Raw genomic sequence first — 19629 nt, 5'->3', positions numbered from 1 at the left:
GCATGCCCGGGGCGGCGGCGCCCCCGCCGCTCCCTAGAATGGCCCGTGGCCTTCCTCCGCGCCCCCCTGCCGCTCGAGCCGTCCGCCGCCAACGCGGGCTGGCGGCGCGCGCTGTGGCTGCTGCCGCTGCTGACCGCGGCCGGCTTCGCCCTCCTGGTGGTGGCCTGGGCCCATGGCATCGATGCCGACGAACGCGAGGCCTTCCGCCGCACGCTGGAGGCCGACGTGGCCAGCGTCGAGGCGCAGCTGCTGGCGCGCCAGGATGCCGAGCGCGCCCGCCTGCGCGAGATCAGTGACCGCCTCGCTGGCCCGGGCGCCGCCTCCGATGCCGCGCTCGCGGCGGTGCCGGGCGTGGCGGCCGGCCTGCAGCGCCTGTGGAACCGGGTGGTGTGGCTGGACGCCGACCAGCAGGTGCTGGCGCGGGCCGAGCGCCGCGGCGGCCCGGACGGCGCCGCGCGCCCCGACCTCCTGATCCGCACGCGGGGGCAGGCGCAGCACCTGCGCGTGGAGGTGCCGGGTGCGGGCGCCGCGGGCTCCGGCTGGCTGCTGGCGCGCTACGAACTCTCCGACCTGCTCGGGAGCACCGACTGGGTCTGGCTGAACCGCCGCTACGAGGTCGAATTCCTCTCCGAGCTGCGCGAGGTGATCGCCACCACCGCCGGCCGCCACGGCGTGCCCTCTCAGGTGGCCTTCGAGCGCCGGCTCGCGGGCACCGGCGATGTCTCGGTGGTGCTGCGCCCGTTCCAGGTGCCGCTGCCCTGGTGGCAGCGCACCCAGACCGTGCTGCTGCTGGCGGGCCTGCTGGTGCTGGGCGCGGCCGGCTCGTGGCTGCTGCGGGGCCAGATGCAGCGGGTCCAGCGCGCGGTCGTGAGCGCCCGCCACGAGGCGGCGTGGCGGCAGTCCATGGAGGATTCGGCCCTGGTGGGCCTGCGCGCCCGCGACCTGGAGGGGCGCATCCTGTACGTCAACCGCACGCTGTGCGAGATGGTGGGCTACACCCGCGAGGAGCTGGTGGGCCTGGTGCCACCGCTGCCGTTCTGGCCGGCCGACGCGATCGACGCGATGATGGCGCGCAACCTCGACACGCTGGCCGGCGGCGCGCCCGCCAGCGGCTACGAGACCCGCTGGATCCACCGCGATGGCGGGCCGCTGGACGTGATGATCTTCGAGTCGCGCCTGTTCAACTCCGAAGGCGAGCATGTCGGCTGGATGGGGTCCATCGTCGACATCAGCGCGCGCAAGCAGCTCGAGGAGCGCGAACGCCGGCATGTCGAACAGGTCGCCCAGCATGCGCGCCTGAACGACCTGGGGCTGCTCGCGTCCGAGCTCGCCCACGAGCTGAACCAGCCGCTCACCGCGGTCATGGGCTACAGCGCCGGCCTGCTCAAATGGGTCCGCACCCATGCGGGCGGCGAATCGGCGGTGGTCGAGGCGGCGATGCAGGTGCAGGAGCAGGCGCGCCGCGCCGGCGACATCGTCCACTGGATCCGGCGCCAGACCCAGCGCAAGGACCCGCAGCGCAGGCCGGAGGACCTCAACGCCGTGGTCCGCGCCGTGTGCGACCTGCGGGCCGCCGCGATCCGGCGCCAGGGCGTGGCCCTCACCTGCGAGCTGGCGCCCGGCCTGCCCCCGGTGTCCATGGAGCGGGTGGGGATCGAGCAGGTGCTCACCAACCTGCTTCGCAATGCGGCTGACGCGCTGGCTGGCCAGCCCGGCCCGCGCCAGGTGGCCGTGCGCACCGGCGCCGGGGACGTGGCGGGCGGCGAGGGCGGCGAGGGCGGCGAGGGCGGCGCGGCCTGGGTGGAGGTGGCCGACAACGGCCCGGGCGTGCAGGGCCTCAGCCTGGAGGCGCTGTGCGCGCCGTTCTACACCACCAAGGACAAGTCGACCTCCCTGGGCCTGGGGCTGGGGATCTGCCGCGAGATCGTCGAGGCCCATGGCGGCGCGCTGTCGCTGGCGGCGGCGCCCGAGGGCGGCGCGCTGTTCCGGTTCACCCTTCCCGCCGCGCCTTCCGCGCCGTCCGCGCCTGCGGCAGCGGCCCCACCTCCCGCGAGCTGACTCCCGCATGAAGACCATCTACCTGTGCGATGACGATCCCGCCGTGCGCGGCGCGCTGGCGTTCCTGCTGCAGCAGCACGACATGGAGGTGTTCGCCTTCGAGCGCGGCGCCGACCTGCTGGCGGCCGTCGATGCCGCGCCCGCCCCGGTGCGTGGCGTCTTCCTGCTGGACATGCGGATGGAGCCCATGGGCGGCGAGGAGGTCCACCAGGCCCTGATCGCGCGCGGGCTGCACGCGCGCAACCCGGTCCTGTTCCTCAGCGGCCACGGCAGCATCCCGATGGCGGTCGCCTCGGTGCAGCGCGGCGCGGTGGACTTCCTGGAGAAGCCCTACACCGACGACTCGCTGATCGAGCGCCTGGGCCGCGCCTTCGCGCTGGAGGCGCAGTGGCAGGCCGAGGCCCGGCGCCGCGAGTTCCTGGCCTCGATGTGGCAGGAGGTGACGCCGCAGCAGCGGCGCGTCGCCCTGCTGGTGGCGGCCGGCGACCTGAACAAGGTCATCGCGGCGAAGCTGGAGGTCTCCGAGCGCATGGTCGAAGTGCACCGCGCCCGGGTGTTCGAGAAGCTGGGCGTGGACTCGGCGGCCGAACTGGCGACCACGCTGGCGAACATGCGCGCCCTGGCGATCGCGCTGGAGGGCTGAGCCCGCCAGCGCGCCGGTCCTCAGATCGCGAAGCGCTCGACTTCCTCGCGCGTCGAATCCGCGAGCTTCGACAGTCCGATCACCGTCGCCGTGATCTCCTCCGAGGCGGAGGCGTTGGCGGCGGCGATCTGGTCGAGGCTGGCCAGGTTGGCGTTGATTTCCTCGACCGCGCTGGACTGCTGCTCCATCGCCGCGGCGATGCGCTCCAGCATGGAACGGGTCTGCTGCGCGCTGGCTTCCAGGTTGCTCATGTCGGCGCGCACCTCGCCCACGGCCGCGACGGCGTTGCGCGTTTCCTGCACCGCCTCGGCCACGAGCGCGGCGATCTCCTGGGAGCTCTCGGCGCTGCTCTGGGCCAGCTTGCCCACTTCCTCGGCCACCACCGAGAAGCCCTTGCCATGCTCGCCGGCGCGCGCGGCCTCGATGGCGGCGTTCAGCGACAGCAGGTTGGTCTTGTTGGCGATCTTCTCGATCACCTCGGTGATCTTGCTGATCTTCTCGGAGTTCGAGGCGATGCGGCCGACCACTTCGACCATGCGCTCCATCTTCTCGATGCCCGAGCGCGTCATCGTCGCCGCCTCGCGGGCCTGGCCGCTGGCGAACTCGGTGTTGCGCGAGACATCGGCGACCGCGGTGGCGGTCTGGCGCACCGCGGTGGCGACCTGGCTCAGGGCCATGGTCTGGTTCTGCACGCCGTCGGCGATCTGGCTGATGGCGGTGCTGGTCTGCCCCGAGGCCGTGGCGACCTGGCGGGTGTTGGTGTTGACCTGGCGCAGCGTGCCCGCCAGCGAATCCAGCGAGCCGTTGATGTCGCTCTTCAGGCGCAGCAGGTCGCCCTGGGCCTGGGCCGCCACCCGCAGGCGCAGGTCACCGCCGGCCACCGCGCTCATCACGCGGCCGATGTCGCCGGTCATGGCCTGCAGGGCTGCCACCGCGCTGGTGAGCTGGGTGGCCGCCTGCTCGAAGGCGCCGCGCGCCTGCACGCTCATGCGGGCCGACAGGTCACCCGATTGCAGGGCCCGCGTCACGCCGCTCAGGCCCTGGATCACCTCGGCGACCGACGCCAGCGTCTGGTTCACCGACTGCTTCAGGCGCTCCATGTCGCCGCGCAGCGGGGCCTGGATCGGCCGCGAGAAGTCGCCGGCGGCGAGCCCGCGCATGGCGGTGTCCACCTCGCCGATCGCGCCCGAGAGCGTGCGCATCATGCGGTTGAAGCTGCCGGCGGTCTGGGCGATCTCGTCGCGGCCGGTCACCGCCACCTGGCGGGACAGGTCGAAGCTCTCGCCGATCTCCTTCATGGCCCCCTGCAGCTGTTCCAGCGGACGGCGGATGCTGCGTGCCACGGCCCAGGCCAGGCCGAGGCTGATCAGGAGCGCCGCCGCGCTGGCGGCCGCGGCCAGCAACAGCTGGCGCTGGCGCTCGTGGGCCAGCGCGCGGGCGTTGGCGGTGAGGCGGCTGGCGATCTTGTCGTCGACCTGCTTGACCGCGGCCATCTTGGCGCTGATCTGGGTCCACCAGTCGGCGGCGGCCACCGGGTAGTCGCCCTTGGCCGCGTTCTCGATGACCGCGTTGCGCATCTCCAGGGCGGCCACCGAGGCCGGGGCCTTCAGGGCCTCGTCGAACTGGGCGGCGTCGGCCGGGTCGGCCGTGGCGCGCAGCAGCGCCTCGAAGGTGGCCTGGCGGGCCACGATCACATTCAGGTTGCGCACGCCCTGGTCACCCAGGGGCTTGCGGCTGCTCAGGACGGAATTGACCAGCGCGCGCTCGCGGCCGTAGTACTCCTTGGCCGACACCAGGTAGAAGTAGCCGGTGACCTGGCGGGCGAAGTTCGCATCGGGCGCCTGGCGCTGCAGGGCGCCGATGTGGGCCAGCCACTGCTCGATCCGGGCGTTGTACCAGGCCACCGCGGTCGGGGCGTCCAGCGCCAGGGTGTCGACCTTGCCGCGGGTCTCGGCCAGGCCGGCGGCCAGTTCCTCGAGCATCTTGCGCGGCCCGGCGGCGTCGGCCGGCAGGGCCGCCTGCAGGGCGCGCAGGCGCTGGTCGGCCTGGGCGCGCTGCTGGCGCAGGGGCTCGGCCGCCTGGGCAGCGCCCTGGGCGCCGATGAAGCCCGCGCTCAGGCCCCGCTCGCTCTGCACCTGGTGCACGAGGTCGCCGGCCAGCGCGGCTTCTTCCATGGCACGGGCGCCCCGCTCGAAGGCCTGGCCTTGCTGGTAGCGCTCGGCCACGACCTCCAGGGCGAAGAGCGTCAGCACGAACAAGGTCAGCCCGACGAGGGCAAGCAGTCGCGCGCGGATCGTGAATCGGGCCAGCCACTGGGTCATTGCGTGTCTCCTGTACGCTCGTGTCTTGTACGCCCTCATCTTAGCTTCAGTTGCAAATTAGGGGCTTACTAAACACAAGTTAAGAGATCGCTAGTGGCTGTCGTTTTGAATACTTCGAAAATAGATAGTCGAGGCGTGGCCGCCGGGCAGGGGCCAGCGCCCCGCCGCCCTCAGTCCAGCTTGGCGCCGGACTTGGCGACTGCGGCTGCCCACTTGGGCATCTCGGCGGCGAGGAACTTCGCGAAATCCTCGCTGCCCAGGAAGGCGGGGTCCGCCCCCTGCGAGGTCATGCGGGCGCGGATCTCCGGCGCGGTGAGCACCTGCCGGAAGGCGTCGCTCAGGCGGGCGGTGACGTCGCGCGGCAGGTTCGCCGGCGCCAGGAAGCCGTAGAAGCCGACCACCTCGAAGCCCTGGAGGCCGCTCTCGATGACCGTGGGCGTGTCGGGCAGGGCGGGGTTGCGCTCGCGGCTGGTCACGGCCAGGGCCCGCACCTTGCCCTGCTTGTGGTAAGCCGCCGCCTGCGGGATGGACTCGGCCATGAATTGCACCTGCCCTGCCATCAGGTCGGTGAACGCCGGCGCGCTGCCCCGGTACGGGATATGGACCATGTACAGGCCGGTGGCGCTCTTGAACATCTCGGGCACCAGGTGGCTGATGCCGCCGTTGCCCGCCGAGCCGTAGTTGACCTGCCCGGGCCGGGCCTTCGCGTAGGCGATGAACTCCGGCAGGGTGCGGGCCGGCAGGTTCGGGTTCACCAGCAGCGCGAGCGGCTGCATGGCGGTGCGCGCGATGGGGGTGAAGTCGCGCAGGGTCTGGTAGGGCAGTCGGGTGTAGAGCGCGGGATTGATCACCATCACGCCGGTGTTGGCCAGCATCAGGGTGTAGCCGTCGGCCGGCGCGCGCATCACCTCCTGCGCGCCGACGGTGCCGCCGGCGCCGGCCTTGTAGTCGATGACGATGGGCTGGCCCAGCGCGGCGCCCAGGCGTTCCGCCAGCAGGCGGGCATGCTGGTCCAGCGGGCCGCCCGCCGGGAAGCCGATGACGATGCGGATCGGCTTCTCGGGGAAGGCGGCGAGGGCATTGCCGGCCAGCAGGAGGGCCAGGAGGGCGGCGGTGCGTTTCAGTCGGGTGATCATCGGTGGCGTCCTTCCACCCGTTCGCGCGGCCGGGTCCGTTCGGGCCATCGCGGGACTCCGCGGTACGGGCCCGGCAGTTTATCGCCGGCGGGGGACCCGGCCCGCGGGCGCTCGGCACGCCGACGCGGGTCGCGAGGCCTAGCCGCCGTGCACGAGCGCGTCGGGAATCTCGAAGTGCTCCTCGGCGTTGAAGCTCACGCGCCACCCCTGCCCGGTGCGCACCGCGCTCATCGGCTGGTGCGTATCGGACGCCTTCGGCTCGCCGTGCAGGAAGAGGATGCGGCGCCTGCGGTCGCCGTCCCAGGCGAGCTCCACCGTTGCCGTTCCGTCGGTGCCGCGGCGCACGACGCGGGCCTCGCACTCGCGGGTGCGGGTGTACATGGGTTCGCACGCCGTCGCGGCGATGGCGTGGTAGCGGGTGCCGGCCACCCGCGCATCGGCGTGCGCCGGCAGGGGCCGCAGCGGGGCGCCGGCGAGGCCGACCGACAGGGTGAAGCCGGCGCTCTCGTTGCGACGGGCCGCGGCGCGCAGGAGGAACACCCGGACCGTGTAGGTGCCGTCATCCGGGAGCAGGCCGTCGAAGCGGTTGTCCGACTGCTCGCCGATGGCCATCGCGGCCTCGCGTTCGCCTGGGGGGAGCAGGTTGAAGTACAGGGCCTGGTGCGGGCTGCGCAGGCTGAGCGTGAGGCGTTGGCCGGCGCTGGCCCGCAGGGTGTGGTCGATGTACTGGCGCCCGGTGACCCGGCCGCGGAGTTCGGCCGAGGACTGTCCCTCGGCGAGGCGTACCGGCCTGGCGAGGCGGTCCGGGTCGGGCGGCGCGGCCTGGGCGGCGAGGGCCGTCCAGGCGAGGGCGGCTGCGGCGGCGAGCCGCCGCAGGCCCTGGCGCCGCCCCTGCGGGTCGCCAGGGCCTCGTGGCGGGCGGGTGGCTTGCAGAAGAAGACGCATGGCGCTGCGTCCGCTCAGTTGGAATACCCCGGGTGGCGGATGCCGATGACGGTCAGGTGGAAGCCGCCGGAGCTCAGCGGGATCGTGTCCTTGTAGAGGGCTTCCTGCGCATCGCGGCTGCGATAGACCTCGACCTTGTGGTTCTGGATGCCCGGCTCGATGAACTCCAGCGAGTAAGGCCGCGTGACCTGCGGCTCGCCGGAGGTCACGGGCTGTGGGCGCTGCGGCTCGTGGACCACCAACTGGTGCGTCACCACGCTGGCCGGCGCGCCGGCGGACGGGGTGGCGGCCGTGATGACCAGGACGGCCTGCGCCGGCACGCGCTGGGGCGTGGACTGCGTGACCGGCGGGACGTTGACGACCTGCAGGGGCGGCACGCTGGGAGGCAGCGGCTGCGGCGGCGCGAGCTGGGGCGCGGACTGCGTGACCGGCGGGACGGTGGCGGCCTGCAGGGGCGGCACGCTGGGAGGCTGCGGCTGCGGCGGCGCGAGCTGGGGCGCGGACTGCGTGACCGGCGGGACGGTGGCGGCCTGCAGGGGCGGCACGTTGGGAGGCAGCGGCTGCGGCGGCGCGAGCAGGGGCGCGGACTGCGTGACCGGCGGGACGTTGACGGTCTGCAGGGGCGGCACGCTGGGAGGCAGCGGCTGCGGCGGCGCGAGCAGGGGCGCGGACTGCGTGACCGGCGGGGCGTTGACGGTCTGCAGCGGCGGCACGCTGGGGGGCAGCGGCTGCGGCGGCGCGAGCAGGGGCGCGGACTGCGTGACCGGCGGGGCGTTGACGGTCTGCAGCGGCGGCACGTTGGGAGGCAGTGGCTGCGGCGGCGCGAGCAGGGGCGCGGACTGGGTGAGCGGTGGGGCGAGCGTCGGCTGCCGGGGCGGCACGACGAGCGCCGGTGCCTGGGGCACCAGGACGACGTTGTGGTGGTCCGGGGGCAGGCTGCCCAGGGGCGGGTTCGGCGTGCCGCCCTGCGGGCCGGGTTGGGGCAGGGCCTGCGCGGGATGCGTGCTGGCCGGATGGGTGTTGGCATTCACGGCCTGGCAGTGGTGCTGACCGCCGGACCGGTGGCAGTTCGCAGCCGCCATCGCCAGGCTGGGGACCAGCGACGCGATCGCCGCGGCAAGACGCATCTTCGACATGGCGGGCTCCTCAGAAGTAGTGGATGGCCTGGAACCAGGCCCGGGTGCGGGACGTGCGCCCGTCACTCGCCGCCCCGGTGGCGGGCTGGCGCATCGGGTTGCCGCCGACCTGCCGGGCCAGCGTGGCCCGCGCCACCCAGGCCGTGCCCAGGGTCGCGTTGACGTTCAGCCCCACGGACTTGAGCGAGAGGTGGTTGTCGAGGCCCGGGGTGGCGCCCTGCCACCCCGGCCAGGTCGCCTTGTGGTTGCGCACCCAGCCCTGCTCGACGAACAGGCCGGCATGCAGGGTGCCGCTCCAGGGCGCGAGGACGTCGCGGCGAATCTCGAGGTGCAGGTCCGTGCCGCTGTCGCCCCCGGCCTCGCCGAGCGGGTAGCCGGGCAGCGACGTGCCGCCGCCGAGGTAGAACTTCTGCGAGGTGTCGAGGTTGGCCGAGGCCCACTGGGCGCCGACCCGGCCCAGGAACTCCCAGTGCCCGCCCAGGTGCTGCAGCCGCGACAGCTGGAGGTTCGCCCGGGTGAACCCGCCGGCGGTCCTCGCGGTGCTGCTGTCCAGCGCCTCGTAGGCGGCGTCGCCCCGCACATCGACCGAGCCGGTCGTGACCGAGGCGCCGAACGTGGACAGTCCCGTGCCGCCCCAGCCGCGGTCGTCGTCGCCCTGCAGCGACACGGCGACGCTGCGGATGCGCCGCTTCGCGTCGACCGGCAGCTCGTTGCGGTCGCTGACCTCGAGGTGGGACAGGTCGGCGCGCAGGTTCAGGTTGCCGTGGCGCGAGCGGATGACGGGATGGGTCAGGTACAGGCGGAAGTCCGACGCATGCCCGGAGGACCGGCCGGCGCCGGCGATGTCGTCGGCGTCGTAGCTGAAATGGTCGAGGCTCGCCCCGGCGCGCGTCCCGGTCGGGGACACCGGGGCCAGGTAGGTCAGGTAGGCGTAGCGCGAGCGCTCACCCGAGGTGACCAGCCGTGCCACCGCCTGGTCGCCGGTCCGGCTCGGGCTGTTCAGGTACAGCGTGGTGCCCAGCCGGGTCTGACCGGTCGACCGCGACCCGAAGTTGTCGAGGTCCACGTTCCCGGAGACCAGGGGCAGGTCGGTCACCGTGGTCCGCAGCCGGGCGGTGCCGACGCGTTCCCCCGGGTACAGGACGGACGCGGTGGTGATCCCCGGGAGGTCCTCGGCCAGCAGCAGCGCCCGCTCGACGCTGTCACGCCGCAGGGGCTCGCCGGGCCGCAGGTGGGCGTCCAGGATGCCCTGGACGACCTTCGTGTCGACCCGCTGGCCCCGGTTGGCGACATAGGCCCCGTTGGCGTCGAGCACGCCCTCGTGGACCTCGAGCCGCAGCGTCCCGGCGACCTGCTGGGGCGGGATGAAGACCCGCGCGACGAAGTAGCCGGCCTGGCGGTAGCGCGCGTTCAGCGCGTCGGCCGCGCGGTGCAGGCCCTCGGTATCGAGCTCCCTGCCGAGGAAGGGTTGGAGGACGGCCGCGACCTCGTCGGCGGTGAAGCGGGTGACGCCGGTGACCTCGAAGGCCGCCACCTGGATCCGCTCGCGGCTGGTGGCCGCCACCTGCCGGGAGCGGGACTGCGCCTCGGGGGGCAGCGGCGCCGCGCCCGAGGGCCTGGGAGCCAGCCGCCGTGCCGTCTCGTCCTGGTAGCGGCGGATGAATTCGCCGGCGTCCGCCGCGGCCCAGGCCGGGTGGGAGGCCGCCAGGGCCGCCGTGACGAGGAGGCCGCCGAGAAGGCCTCCGAGGAGCGGGGAGGACTGCCGGGTTCGCATCATGGGGGCGGCCAGGTTGATGGTCGAAATCACTTTCATTCCCAAAGTGAGATGTAAGTGAGTGTGAATTAAACCATCGAATCCGGCCGTCTCCCCCCTCGAATGCCCGCGCCCGGGCCGGGCCTCAGGCCCCGTACCGCCGCTGCGCCGTGTAGGCCAGGCCGGCGGCCACGCCGCCGAACAGGTCGCCCTGCACCAGCGGCACGCCGGGCCAGCGCGCGGCCAGGCGGGCCTGCAGCGTGGCCAGCGCCGAGGAGCCGCCGGTGAGGTAGATCGCGTCCGGCGCCGCGGCGCCGGCCAGGCCGGCGCGCCGCAGGCACTCGCCGGCGGCATCGACCACGCGGGCGAGGAGGGCGTCGAGGTCGCCGGCCAGGCGCGCCGGCTCCAGCGGCGCGGACAGGCCGGCCTCCACCTCGTCCAGCATGATGCGGGTGGCATGGCCGCTCACCGAGCAGGAGATCTTGGCGTGCTCCACCTCGCTGGCCAGGCGGTGGCCCAGGCGCTCGCGCAGCACGGTCATGAGGCGGGCATGCAGCTGCGGCTGCGCGTAGTTGGTCCGCAGCTCCTGCACCGCGCGCAGCACGCGCGGCTGGTACTGGAAGTTGATCAGGTGCCAGGTGGCGAGGTCGAAGAAGATCCCGCTGGGCACCTCGCGCCCCTGCGGGCCGGCGTGGCCCAGCCCGAGCAGGGGCATCACGTGCGCCAGGCTCAGCCTGCGGTCGAAGTCGGTGCCGCCGATGTGCACGCCGGCGGTGGCCAGGATGTCGGCGCCGCGGTCGGCGAGGCGGGCGCGGGCAGGGCCCAGGCGCACCACCGAGAAGTCCGAGGTGCCGCCGCCGATGTCGACCACCAGGGCCAGGGCCTCGCGGTCCAGGCGGCGCTCGTAGTCGAAGGCGGCCGCGATCGGCTCCAGCTCGAAGCTGACCTCCTCGAAGCCGGCGCTGGCGGCCGCCTGGGCCAGCGAGTCCTGGGCCTGGCGGTCACGCTGCGGGGCGTCGTCCACGAAGTGCACCGGCCGCCCCAGCACCACCCGCCGGCCGGCGCCGGGCGCATGGGCGCGGGCCCGCGCCGCCAGCTCGCCGAGGAAGCGGGCGATGATGTCCTGGAATTTCTGCTCGCCCCAGCCGACTGCGGTGTGCTCGTCCATCAGCGGCGTGCCCAGCAGGCTCTTGAGGGAGCGCATGAGGCGGCCCTCGGTGCCGGCGAGGTACAGGGCCATGGCCTCGCGGCCGTAGTGCACGGTCTTGTCCTCGGCGTTGAAGAAGACGGCGGTGGGCAGGGTGGTGGCGTCGCCCTCCACCGGCAGCGGGCGGGCGTTGCCGCCGGCGTCGACCGCGGCGACGACGCTGTTGGAGGTGCCGAAGTCGATGCCCAGCGCCGGGGCGTTCGGGAGGGCGGCCGGGGTCGGGGCGGTGTGGGGCATGGGGCAGGGCGCGGCCGGCGGCGCGCGGGCAAAGCGGCGCATTCTAGACACCCCGCAGGCCGCCGCCCAAGCCTGCGCCGCCGCGCCTGCCGGCGGCCGGCCCATGCTACGGTATCGGCTGCGCCGGCGCCCACGCCCGGCCGCGCCCCTGCCCATGCACCTGACCCGCCGCCGCAGCGATTTCGAGCCCGCCAGCGCCTACGAGTACCCGCAGCACCTGCGCGCGGCCATCGAGGGCGCGCCGGCCGGCCCCGGGGTCTACACCTTCCACGGCGAGGCGGACGACCTGCCCCTGTACATCGGCAAGAGCGTGAACCTGCGCGCGCGCCTGCTCTCGCACCTGCGCAACCCCGACGAGGCCCGCCTGCTGCGGCAGACCCGCCGCATCACCTGCACCCGCACCGCCGGCGAGATCGGCGCGCTGCTGCTGGAGGCGCAGCAGATCAAGCAGCTGCATCCGCTGTTCAACCAGAAGCTGCGGCGCAACCGGCAGCTGTGCAGCCTGCAGCTGGTGGAGGGGAGGCCGCAGGTCGTCTACTCCAAGGACCTGGACTTCGCCACCGCGCCCGAGCTGTACGGCCTGTTCTCCAGCCGCCATGCGGCGCTCGAGGCGCTGCGCGACATCGCCGACGAGGCGCGCCTGTGCTACGGCGGCCTCGGCCTGGAGAAGCTGCCGCCGGGCAAGGCGTGCTTCCGCGCCGCGATCCGCCAGTGCGCGGGCGTGTGCCGCGGCGACGAGCCGCCCGAGGCGCACCACGAGCGCCTGCTCGCCCGCCTGGAGCGGTTGCGGGTGGCGTGCTGGCCCTACCCGGGCGCCGTGGGGCTGGTCGAGCGCGACGCGGACCTCACCCAGGTCCATGTGGTGCGCAACTGGTGCTACCTGGGCAGTGCCGCCAGCCTCGACGAGGCCCGCGCGCTGCGCAGCGTGGCGGCGGGATTCGATGCCGATGGCTACCGGATCCTGGTGGGGCCGGTGCTCACGCAGGCGGTGGAGGTGGTGGCCCTCTAGCGTCGAGGCGTCCGGGCCGCCAGGGCCCGGGCCTTGCGGGGGCGCTCAGTCCGCCAGGAACCGCTGCGCCAGCAGCGCCCAGTACGCCGCGCCCACCGGGATGTTGGCGTCGTCGAAGTCGTAGTTCGGGTTGTGCACCATGCAGGCCCCGTGGCCGCCGGTGGCTTCGTCGCCGTTGCCGATGTACAGGTAGCAGCCCGGCACCTCGTCCAGCATGAAGGCGAAGTCCTCGCTGCCGGTGAGCGGCTCGGCCTGCAGCGTGACCTGGTCCGGCCCCACCAGCTCCAGGGCCACCTGGCGCGCGAACTCGGTCTCGGCCCGCGTGTTCACCAGCACCGGGTAGCCGCCCTGGAAGTCCACGGTCGCCTGCACGCCGTAGCTGCGCGCCTGCAGGTCCACCAGCTCGCCGATGCGGCGCTTCAGGGTCTTGTGGACCTCGCGGTCCAGCGAGCGCACGCTCAGTTTCAGGGTGGCCTCGTTGGGGATCACGTTGTTCGCCTGGCCGGCCTGGAACGCGCCCACGGTGATCACCGACATCTGCAGCGGCGCCACGTTGCGCGAGACGATGGTCTGCAGGCCCATGACGATGGCCGCGCCCGCCACCACCGGGTCGGCGGCGTGGTGCGGCATGGCGCCATGGCCGCCCACCCCGCGCAGGGTGATGGTGATGTTCTCGCTGGCCGCCATCGTCGGTCCCTCGCGCAGAAGCAGCCGGCCGCGCGGGAAGCCCGGCATGTTGTGCATGGCGAAGACCGCGTCGCAGGGAAAGCGCTGGAACAGGCCGTCCTCCATCATCTTCCTGGCGCCGCCCAGGCCTTCCTCGGCGGGCTGGAAGATGAGGTTCAGCGTGCCGCTGAATCGCCCGTGCTCGGCGAGGTGCCGGGCGGCGGCCAGCAGCATCGCGGTGTGGCCGTCGTGGCCGCAGGCATGCATCAGGCCGGCATGGACGCTGGCGTGCGGCAGGCCGGTCTGCTCGTGGATCGGCAGGGCGTCCATGTCGGCGCGCAGGCCGAGGCGGCGCTGGCCGTCGCCCCGTCGCAGCTGCCCCACCACGCCGGTGCCGCCCAGGCCGCGCGTGACCTCGTAGCCCCAGGCGGCCAGGCGCTCGGCCACCAGGTCGCTGGTGCGGAACTCCTGGTAGCCCAGCTCCGGGTGGCGGTGGATGTCGCGGCGCAGCGCGACGAATTCGTCGGCCGTGGCGCGCAGCGCCTCGACCATCCCGGTCACGCCGGCCAGGCCGCGCCCGCCGTGCGTTTCGCGCATCCCGGTCATCTCGCCCATCGTGCCCATCGTGCCCATCGTGCCCATCGCCTCACTGGGGCTGCAGGTCGATCGACTTGGCGATGGCGCGGAACTGCGCGATGCCGTCGGCATAGACCTTGGCCATCGCCGGCAGGGGCTGCGATTTCGCCGGGGTCCGGCTGTTGGCCTCCAGCGAAGCGCGCACCGCCGGGTCGGCCAGCGCCTCGCCCAGGGCCTTGTGGATCGCCTGCACCACCGGCTCGGGCGTGTCCCGCTTCACGAAGATGCCGGACCAGATGTGGAAGGTGAAGTCCTTCAGCGCCTTGCTCTCGCCGATGGCGGGGACGTCCCGGGCGCCCTCGACCCGCTCCTTGCTCAGGAGGGCCAGCACCTTGAGCTTGCCCTGCTTGGCCATCTCGTCGTAGTTCTTGCCGTAGGGGCTGAGGAAGATGTCGACCTGGCCGCCCAGGAGGTCCTGGTTGGCGGGCGCGGCGCCCTTGTAGGGGACATGGGTCATCGGGATGCCGGTGACCTTGGACAGGTGCTCGCCGAGCAGGTGGTAGAACGAGCCGGGCCCCACGCTGGCATAGGTCACGGGCTTGCCGGCCGCGGCCTGCCTGCGGGCGTAGGCGAGGAATTCGTCCACGCTGTTCACCGGCAGGTCCTTGCGGGCCACGAAGCCGATCTGCGAGGCCTCGATCATCTGCACCAGGCGGAAGTCCTCGCTGCGGAACTTCACCGAGGCGTTGGCCAGGGGCGAGAGGATCAATTCATTGGGCGAGCCCTGGAACAGGTAGTGGCCGTCGCCGGGCGCATTGAGCACCTTCTGCGCGGCGATGCCGCCGGTGGCGCCGCCCAGGTTCTCCACGATCACCGGCTGGCCCAGCGCCTTGCCGAGTTGCACGTTGAAGCTGCGGGCCACCACGTCCGACGGGCCGCCGGCGGGGTAGGGGACCATCAGCGTCACCGGCTTGCCGGGGAATTGCTGCGCGAGGGCGGCGCCGGCCAGGCCCAGGGCGGCGAGGGCGGCCGCGGCATGGCGGAACAGGTGGCGGCGGGAAGGGGTCATGGCGTGTCTCCAGGGTTCTCGGGATCGCGCTGCCCAGCGTGTCGGCAGCAGGCGGAGCGGATCCTAGGCCTTGGAAAACCATGTGTCCAATGCATTATTTTCCTGATAATGATGAGGAAAACGGATGATTCGGCGCCCCGCGCCGGGCCGCCCTCAGCGCATGCGCCCCGGCGTCGTCGCCGCCTCCCGATGCAGCCACGACAGGAAGGCTTCCACTGCCGGCCGCTTGGCATGGCGCTCGGGGTACACGGCGAAGTGGGCCTTGACCCCGATGGCCCGGTCCATGCCGAACACCGGCTTGAGCTTGCCTTCGGCCAGGTGGCCGCCGGCGTTCACCGCGCTCTCCAGCGCCACGCCCAGGCCCTGGGTGGCGGCGTCCAGCGACATCTGGGCCCGGTCGAAGCGCACCGGGAAGCGGTCGGGCGCGCGCAGCGAGGTGAAGCGGGTGAACCAGTCCGACCACTGCACCACGCTCACGTTGCTCTGGATCAGGGGCACCTCCAGCAACTGCTCCGCCCGTTTGAGCTTGTGCTCCTTGATGAAGGCGGGGCTGGCCAGGGGCACGATGGCCTCCTCGAACAGGGGTTCCACCACCAGGTCGCCCCACTGCGGCACCCCGTAGCGGATGTCGATGTCGGCCTGGCCCAGCGCGAAGTCGCTGGGCGTGTGGGCGGCCGAGAGGTTCAGCGAGATCTCGGGGTAGGCCTGGGCGAAGCGGCGCAGCCGCGGCATCAGCCACAGCGAGGCGATGCTGGGGGCGGAGTGCACGTACAGGCTGTTGCGAACGCCCTGGCGCAGGTCGTCGCTGGCCGCCGAGATGGCGGACAGCGCCGCGCCCACCCGCAGCAGGTAGTGCTCGCCCGCGGGGCTCAGGCGAACGCCGTGCGCGCTGCGCTCGAACAGGCGCACATCCAGCTGCGCCTCCAGCCGCGCGATCTGGTGGCTGATGGCCGAGGCGGTGAGGTGAAGCTCCGCGGCGGCGAGGGCGAAGCTGCGGCGGCGGGCCACGGCCTCGAAGGCCTGGAGGTTGGTGATGGGGGGCAAGGCCGGCATGGGGGCAACCCTGAGGTCAGATGACGGTTTGTCATCTTAGGCTGAAAACTCATCGCTTGTCGTAATGCAGGGGGCTCCCGATCATTCGCGGCATGGACGAGGCCGCCCCCGGCCCGCCCCCCGAAACGACCCCCTCACTGGAGACAAGACCGATGCTTCTGAAAGACAAAGTGGCCGTCATCACCGGCGGCGCCGGCATCAACGGCCTGGGTTTCGCCACCGCACGCCAGATGGCGGCTCAGGGCGCCCGCGTGGTGATCATGGACCTGGAGCGCGCCGACCCGGCCGGCGCCGCCGCCCGCCTGGGCGAGGGACACCTGGGCCTGGTGGGCGACGTGACCGACAAAGCCGCCTGCGAGGCCGCCGCGGCCGCCGTGCTTCAGGCCTTCGGCCGCATCGACATCCTCGTGAACAACGCCGGCATCACCCAGCCGGTGAAGACGCTGGAGATCACCGGCGCCGACTACGACCGCATCCTGGACGTGAGCCTGCGCGGCACGCTCTACATGTCGCAGGCCGTGCTGCCCGCCATGCGTGAGCGCAAGGGCGGCTCCATCGTCTGCATCTCCTCGGTTTCCGCGCAGCGCGGCGGCGGCATCTTCGGCGGCCCGCACTATTCGGCGGCCAAGGCCGGCGTGCTGGGCCTTGCCCGCGCCATGGCCCGCGAGTTCGGCATCGAGGGCATCCGCGTGAACTGCATCACCCCGGGCCTGATCGAGACCGACATCACGCAAGGCAAACTCAGCCCCGAGCGCAAGAAGGACATCGAGGACACCATTCCCCTGGCTCGCCTGGGCCGCGCCGACGACGTGGCCGGCGCCTGCGTCTTCCTCGGCAGCGACCTGTCCGCCTACTGCACCGGCATCACGCTCGACGTGAACGGCGGCATGCTGATTCACTGACCCCTACCCCGATCACCAGAAAACCCGGAGACACACACCATGCAACGCAAGACGTTCACTCGCACCCTGCTCGCAGCCGTCGCCATGGCCCTGCTGCCCCTGGCCGCCCAGGCCCAGGCCGTCAAGCTCACGCTGGGCCACGGCGCCGCGCCGGGCAACCCGCGCCACGAGGCCTCGGTCAAGTTCGCCGAAGTCCTGAAGGCCAAGACCGGCGGCCGCATCGAGGTGCAGGTGGCCCCCTCCGCCCAACTCGGCGACGATGCCGCGATGGTGACGGCGCTGCGCACCGGCGCGCTGGATATGTCCGCCAACTCCCAGGGCGCGGTGGCCAACGCCGTGCCGGAGTTCAACGCCTACGGCATGCCCTTCCTGTTCGCTTCGCCCGCCGCGGCTTTCAGGCTGCTCGATGGCCCCCTGGGCAAGGAGCTGGGCGAGCGCTCCATCGAGAAGGGCATGGTGCTCCTGGGCACCTGGGACAACGGCATCCGCCACATGACCAACAGCAAGCGCCCGATCTCCAAGGTGGACGACATGAAGGGCCTGAAGATGCGCGTGCCGCCCGATGCCACCCTGGTGGACATCATGAAGTCGGTGGGCGCCGAGGCCCAGCAGATCAAGTTCGCCGAGCTCTACGTCGCGCTCCAGCAGGGCGTGGTGGACGGTCAGGAGAACCCGCTGGTCAACATCCATGCCAGCAAGCTGTACGAGGTGCAGAAGCACCTGTCCCTGACCAGCCACCAGTTCCAGATGACGCCCTTCCTTATGAGCAAGCGCAGCTGGGACCGCCTCTCCGAGGCCGACCGGAAGGCGGTGCAGGAGGCTGCCGCCGAGGCGACCGCGCTGCAGCGCAAGCTGTCGCAGGAGGCCGACGACAAGCTGCTGGCGGACCTCAAGTCCAAGGGCGTGCAGGTCACGACGCCGGACCATGCAGCGTTCGCCAAGGCCACCGGTGACGTCACCGAGAAGTGGATGGCCGGCAACATCGGCCCGTACGTCAAGAAGGTCGTCGCCGCCGCGCGCGCCAAGTAAGCCCGCCCGCAGGCACTCCGCGCGAGCCGCGGGGTGCCGTGTCCCCCTCCGGAGAGATTCCTATGCAAACCGCCGAATCCAGCGTGATCGAGCGCGGCGTGGCCGGCCTGTGCCGGCTCGTGCTGTGGCTGTCCACCGCGGTGATCTTCGTGATCCTGGTGGCCAATACCGTCCTTCGCTATGCCACTGGCGCCAGCCTGCAGTGGGCCAACGAGGTTCCCGAACTGCTGTTTCCCTGGCTGGTGATGTCCGGGGTGGTGCTTGCATCCCTGCAGGGCGCGCACATCGCGACCACCTTCCTGATGGAGGCGGTGGGCGCCGGCGCGCGCCGCATCGTCACCGTGGTGAGCTGGAGCGTGGTCGCAGTGCTGTACGCCACCCTCACCGTCGCGACCTTCCGCATGCTGGAGGTGGTCCACGACGAGAAGTCCCCCATCTTGCAGTTGCCCGGCTCCATCACCTATGCCTGCGTGATGGGTGGCATGGCGCTGCTGTCCGTGCTGGCGGCGCAATCGGCCTGGCGGGCCTGGCGCCGGCCGGCCCAGGCCGGCGCCGCCGACCCGCACCACGTGCCCACCGCACACTGGTGAGGGGTCACCCCTGAAGGAATTGCCATGAGCGCATTGATCCTCTTCGTCTTCCTGGGCTCGGCGGTGATCGCCATGCCCATCGCGCATGCGCTGCTGATGGCAGCCATGACGGCCGCCGCCGCCTCGGACAAGGTGCCGCTGGACCTGCTGGTGCAGCAGATGGTGGCCCAGGTCCAGAGCTTCCCCCTGATCGCCATCCCGTTCTTCATGCTGACCGGCACCCTGATGATGGGCGGCAAGCTGGGCGAGGCGCTGGTGGGCGTGCTGTCCGCGCTGATCGGCCGCTTCCATGGCGGCCCGGCGCAGGTGGGCGTGCTGTCGTCCACGCTCTTCGGCGGTGTCTCGGGTTCGGCCGTGGCCGACGCTTCGGCCATCGGCTCCCTGCTGATTCCCTGGCACAAGCGCCTCGGGTACCCCGCCGCCTTCTCGGCCGCCACCCTGGCCTCGGCCGCCACGATCGACATCCTGATTCCCCCGTCGATCCCGCTGATCTTGTTCGCGCTCAGCTCGAACGCTTCCATCGCCGCGCTGTTCGTGGCCGGCGTGCTGCCCGGCATCCTGATGTGCGGGGGCTTCATGGCCGCGTGCTGGTGGGTCGGCCGCCGCCGCAACTTCCCCCGCGACCTCACGCCGTTCGACCGGGCTGCCTTCCTGCGGCACCTGGCCTACGCCTCGCCGGCGGTGGTGCTGCCGGTGCTGATCATCATCTTCCTGCGTTTCGGCATTGCCACGCCGACCGAGGTGGCCGTGCTCTCCACGCTGTACGCCGGCCTGGTCTCGGCGGTGATCTACCGCGACCTGGGCTGGAAGCGGCTGAACGACGCCGTCGTCCATGCGGGCCTGGCCACCGGGGTTGTGCTGCTGGTCATCATGACCTCGGCCGCGATCGGCTGGCTGCTCACCTTCGACCAGATGCCGCAGGGCGTGAGCCAGTGGGTGCAGGCGAACGTGCAGTCCAAGTGGCTGGTGATCCTGCTGATGAACCTGCTGATGCTGTTCCTGGGCATGTTCATCGACCTGCCCGCCGCGATCCTGCTGCTCACGCCGGTATTCGTTCCCCTGGCGCAGTCCGTGGGCATGGACATGACCCAGCTGGGCATCATGATGGTGGTCAATCTGGCCATCGGCCTGTACACGCCCCCCGTGGGCACCACCCTGTTCATCACTAGCGCCCTGGCCAAGGTCAAGGTCGGCCAGACGGTGCGCGAGCTGGGGCCCTTCTACTTTGTCGCCTTCGGCGTGCTCGCCCTGGTGTCTTACGTGCCGGCCAGCATCCTGCGCTGAAGCCGCCCCCCACCC

The 19629-nt window shown here is 72.2% G+C and carries 16 protein-coding genes; 7 read left to right on the top strand and 9 right to left on the bottom strand.

What is annotated here, in order from left to right; translation table 11 throughout:
• Window positions 1-45 precede the first annotated feature (45 nt).
• Both ACFQZY_RS02650 and ACFQZY_RS02645 read left to right on the top strand, forming a co-directional pair.
• Complete coding sequence (locus ACFQZY_RS02650) at window positions 46-2058, top strand: sensor histidine kinase (protein ID WP_377412246.1); 2013 nt, start codon at window positions 46-48, stop codon at window positions 2056-2058.
• A 7-nt stretch (window positions 2059-2065) separates the two neighbouring features.
• Entirely contained in the window at window positions 2066-2701 is a 636-nt protein-coding gene (locus ACFQZY_RS02645) for a response regulator transcription factor (RefSeq protein ID WP_377412244.1), read from the top strand.
• A 20-nt stretch (window positions 2702-2721) separates the two neighbouring features.
• Here the strand turns inward: ACFQZY_RS02645 and ACFQZY_RS02640 are convergent, their stop codons facing one another.
• The 6 genes from ACFQZY_RS02640 to ACFQZY_RS02615 all read right to left on the bottom strand — a co-directional run bounded on the left by ACFQZY_RS02640 (window position 2722) and on the right by ACFQZY_RS02615 (window position 11436).
• A complete protein-coding gene (locus ACFQZY_RS02640; RefSeq protein ID WP_377412242.1) occupies window positions 2722-5022 on the bottom strand; it encodes a methyl-accepting chemotaxis protein in 2301 nt (766 codons plus the stop codon).
• 170 nt (window positions 5023-5192) lie between these two features.
• A complete protein-coding gene (locus ACFQZY_RS02635) occupies window positions 5193-6158 on the bottom strand; it encodes a Bug family tripartite tricarboxylate transporter substrate binding protein (protein ID WP_377412240.1) in 966 nt (321 codons plus the stop codon).
• Window positions 6159-6296: 138 nt separating this feature from the next.
• Window positions 6297-7103 carry a hypothetical protein gene (locus ACFQZY_RS02630; RefSeq protein WP_377412238.1) on the bottom strand — a complete coding sequence of 269 codons (807 nt, stop codon included), beginning with the start codon at window positions 7101-7103 and terminating at the stop codon, window positions 6297-6299.
• Window positions 7104-7117: 14 nt separating this feature from the next.
• Window positions 7118-8239 (bottom strand): hypothetical protein, encoded by a 1122-nt coding sequence (locus ACFQZY_RS02625; protein WP_377412235.1) that lies wholly within the window; start codon window positions 8237-8239, stop codon window positions 7118-7120.
• A gap of 10 nt (window positions 8240-8249) precedes the next feature.
• A complete protein-coding gene (locus ACFQZY_RS02620) occupies window positions 8250-10052 on the bottom strand; it encodes a ShlB/FhaC/HecB family hemolysin secretion/activation protein (RefSeq protein WP_377412233.1) in 1803 nt (600 codons plus the stop codon).
• An 85-nt stretch (window positions 10053-10137) separates the two neighbouring features.
• The gene (locus ACFQZY_RS02615; protein ID WP_377412231.1) at window positions 10138-11436 is read right to left on the bottom strand and encodes an Hsp70 family protein; all 1299 of its coding nucleotides are present in this window, start codon (window positions 11434-11436) and stop codon (window positions 10138-10140) included.
• Window positions 11437-11590: 154 nt separating this feature from the next.
• On the opposite strand from ACFQZY_RS02615, the gene cho reads away from it, so the two are divergent.
• On the top strand, window positions 11591-12445 hold the full coding sequence (cho, locus tag ACFQZY_RS02610) for an excinuclease Cho (protein ID WP_377412229.1): 855 nt from the start codon (window positions 11591-11593) through the stop codon (window positions 12443-12445).
• Between the two features lie 45 nt (window positions 12446-12490).
• Here cho and ACFQZY_RS02605 read toward each other — a convergent pair whose 3' ends face one another.
• The 3 genes from ACFQZY_RS02605 to ACFQZY_RS02595 form a co-directional block, all read right to left on the bottom strand.
• A complete protein-coding gene (locus ACFQZY_RS02605; RefSeq protein WP_377412629.1) occupies window positions 12491-13663 on the bottom strand; it encodes a M20 aminoacylase family protein in 1173 nt (390 codons plus the stop codon).
• A 94-nt stretch (window positions 13664-13757) separates the two neighbouring features.
• Entirely contained in the window at window positions 13758-14756 is a 999-nt protein-coding gene (locus ACFQZY_RS02600; RefSeq protein WP_377412227.1) for a tripartite tricarboxylate transporter substrate binding protein, read from the bottom strand.
• 153 nt (window positions 14757-14909) lie between these two features.
• Window positions 14910-15809 carry a LysR substrate-binding domain-containing protein gene (locus ACFQZY_RS02595; RefSeq protein ID WP_377412225.1) on the bottom strand — a complete coding sequence of 300 codons (900 nt, stop codon included), beginning with the start codon at window positions 15807-15809 and terminating at the stop codon, window positions 14910-14912.
• Window positions 15810-15961: 152 nt separating this feature from the next.
• Between ACFQZY_RS02595 and ACFQZY_RS02590 the strand changes: the two genes are divergently transcribed.
• From ACFQZY_RS02590 to ACFQZY_RS02575, 4 genes are all read left to right on the top strand, one after another.
• A complete protein-coding gene (locus ACFQZY_RS02590) occupies window positions 15962-16711 on the top strand; it encodes an SDR family NAD(P)-dependent oxidoreductase (RefSeq protein ID WP_377412223.1) in 750 nt (249 codons plus the stop codon).
• 39 nt (window positions 16712-16750) lie between these two features.
• A complete protein-coding gene (locus ACFQZY_RS02585; RefSeq protein WP_377412221.1) occupies window positions 16751-17740 on the top strand; it encodes a TRAP transporter substrate-binding protein in 990 nt (329 codons plus the stop codon).
• A gap of 62 nt (window positions 17741-17802) precedes the next feature.
• Window positions 17803-18330: a TRAP transporter small permease gene (locus ACFQZY_RS02580; RefSeq protein WP_377412219.1), complete on the top strand. Its 528-nt coding sequence runs from the start codon at window positions 17803-17805 to the stop codon at window positions 18328-18330.
• A gap of 24 nt (window positions 18331-18354) precedes the next feature.
• On the top strand, window positions 18355-19614 hold the full coding sequence (locus ACFQZY_RS02575) for a TRAP transporter large permease (RefSeq protein WP_377412217.1): 1260 nt from the start codon (window positions 18355-18357) through the stop codon (window positions 19612-19614).
• Window positions 19615-19629 lie beyond the last annotated feature (15 nt).

The sequence above is a fragment of the Ramlibacter sp. GCM10027632 genome (assembly GCF_042675325.1).
In the GTDB taxonomy this organism is placed as follows: Bacteria; Pseudomonadota; Gammaproteobacteria; order Burkholderiales; family Burkholderiaceae_C; genus Ramlibacter.
This window is presented reverse-complemented; position numbering and strand designations above follow the sequence as displayed.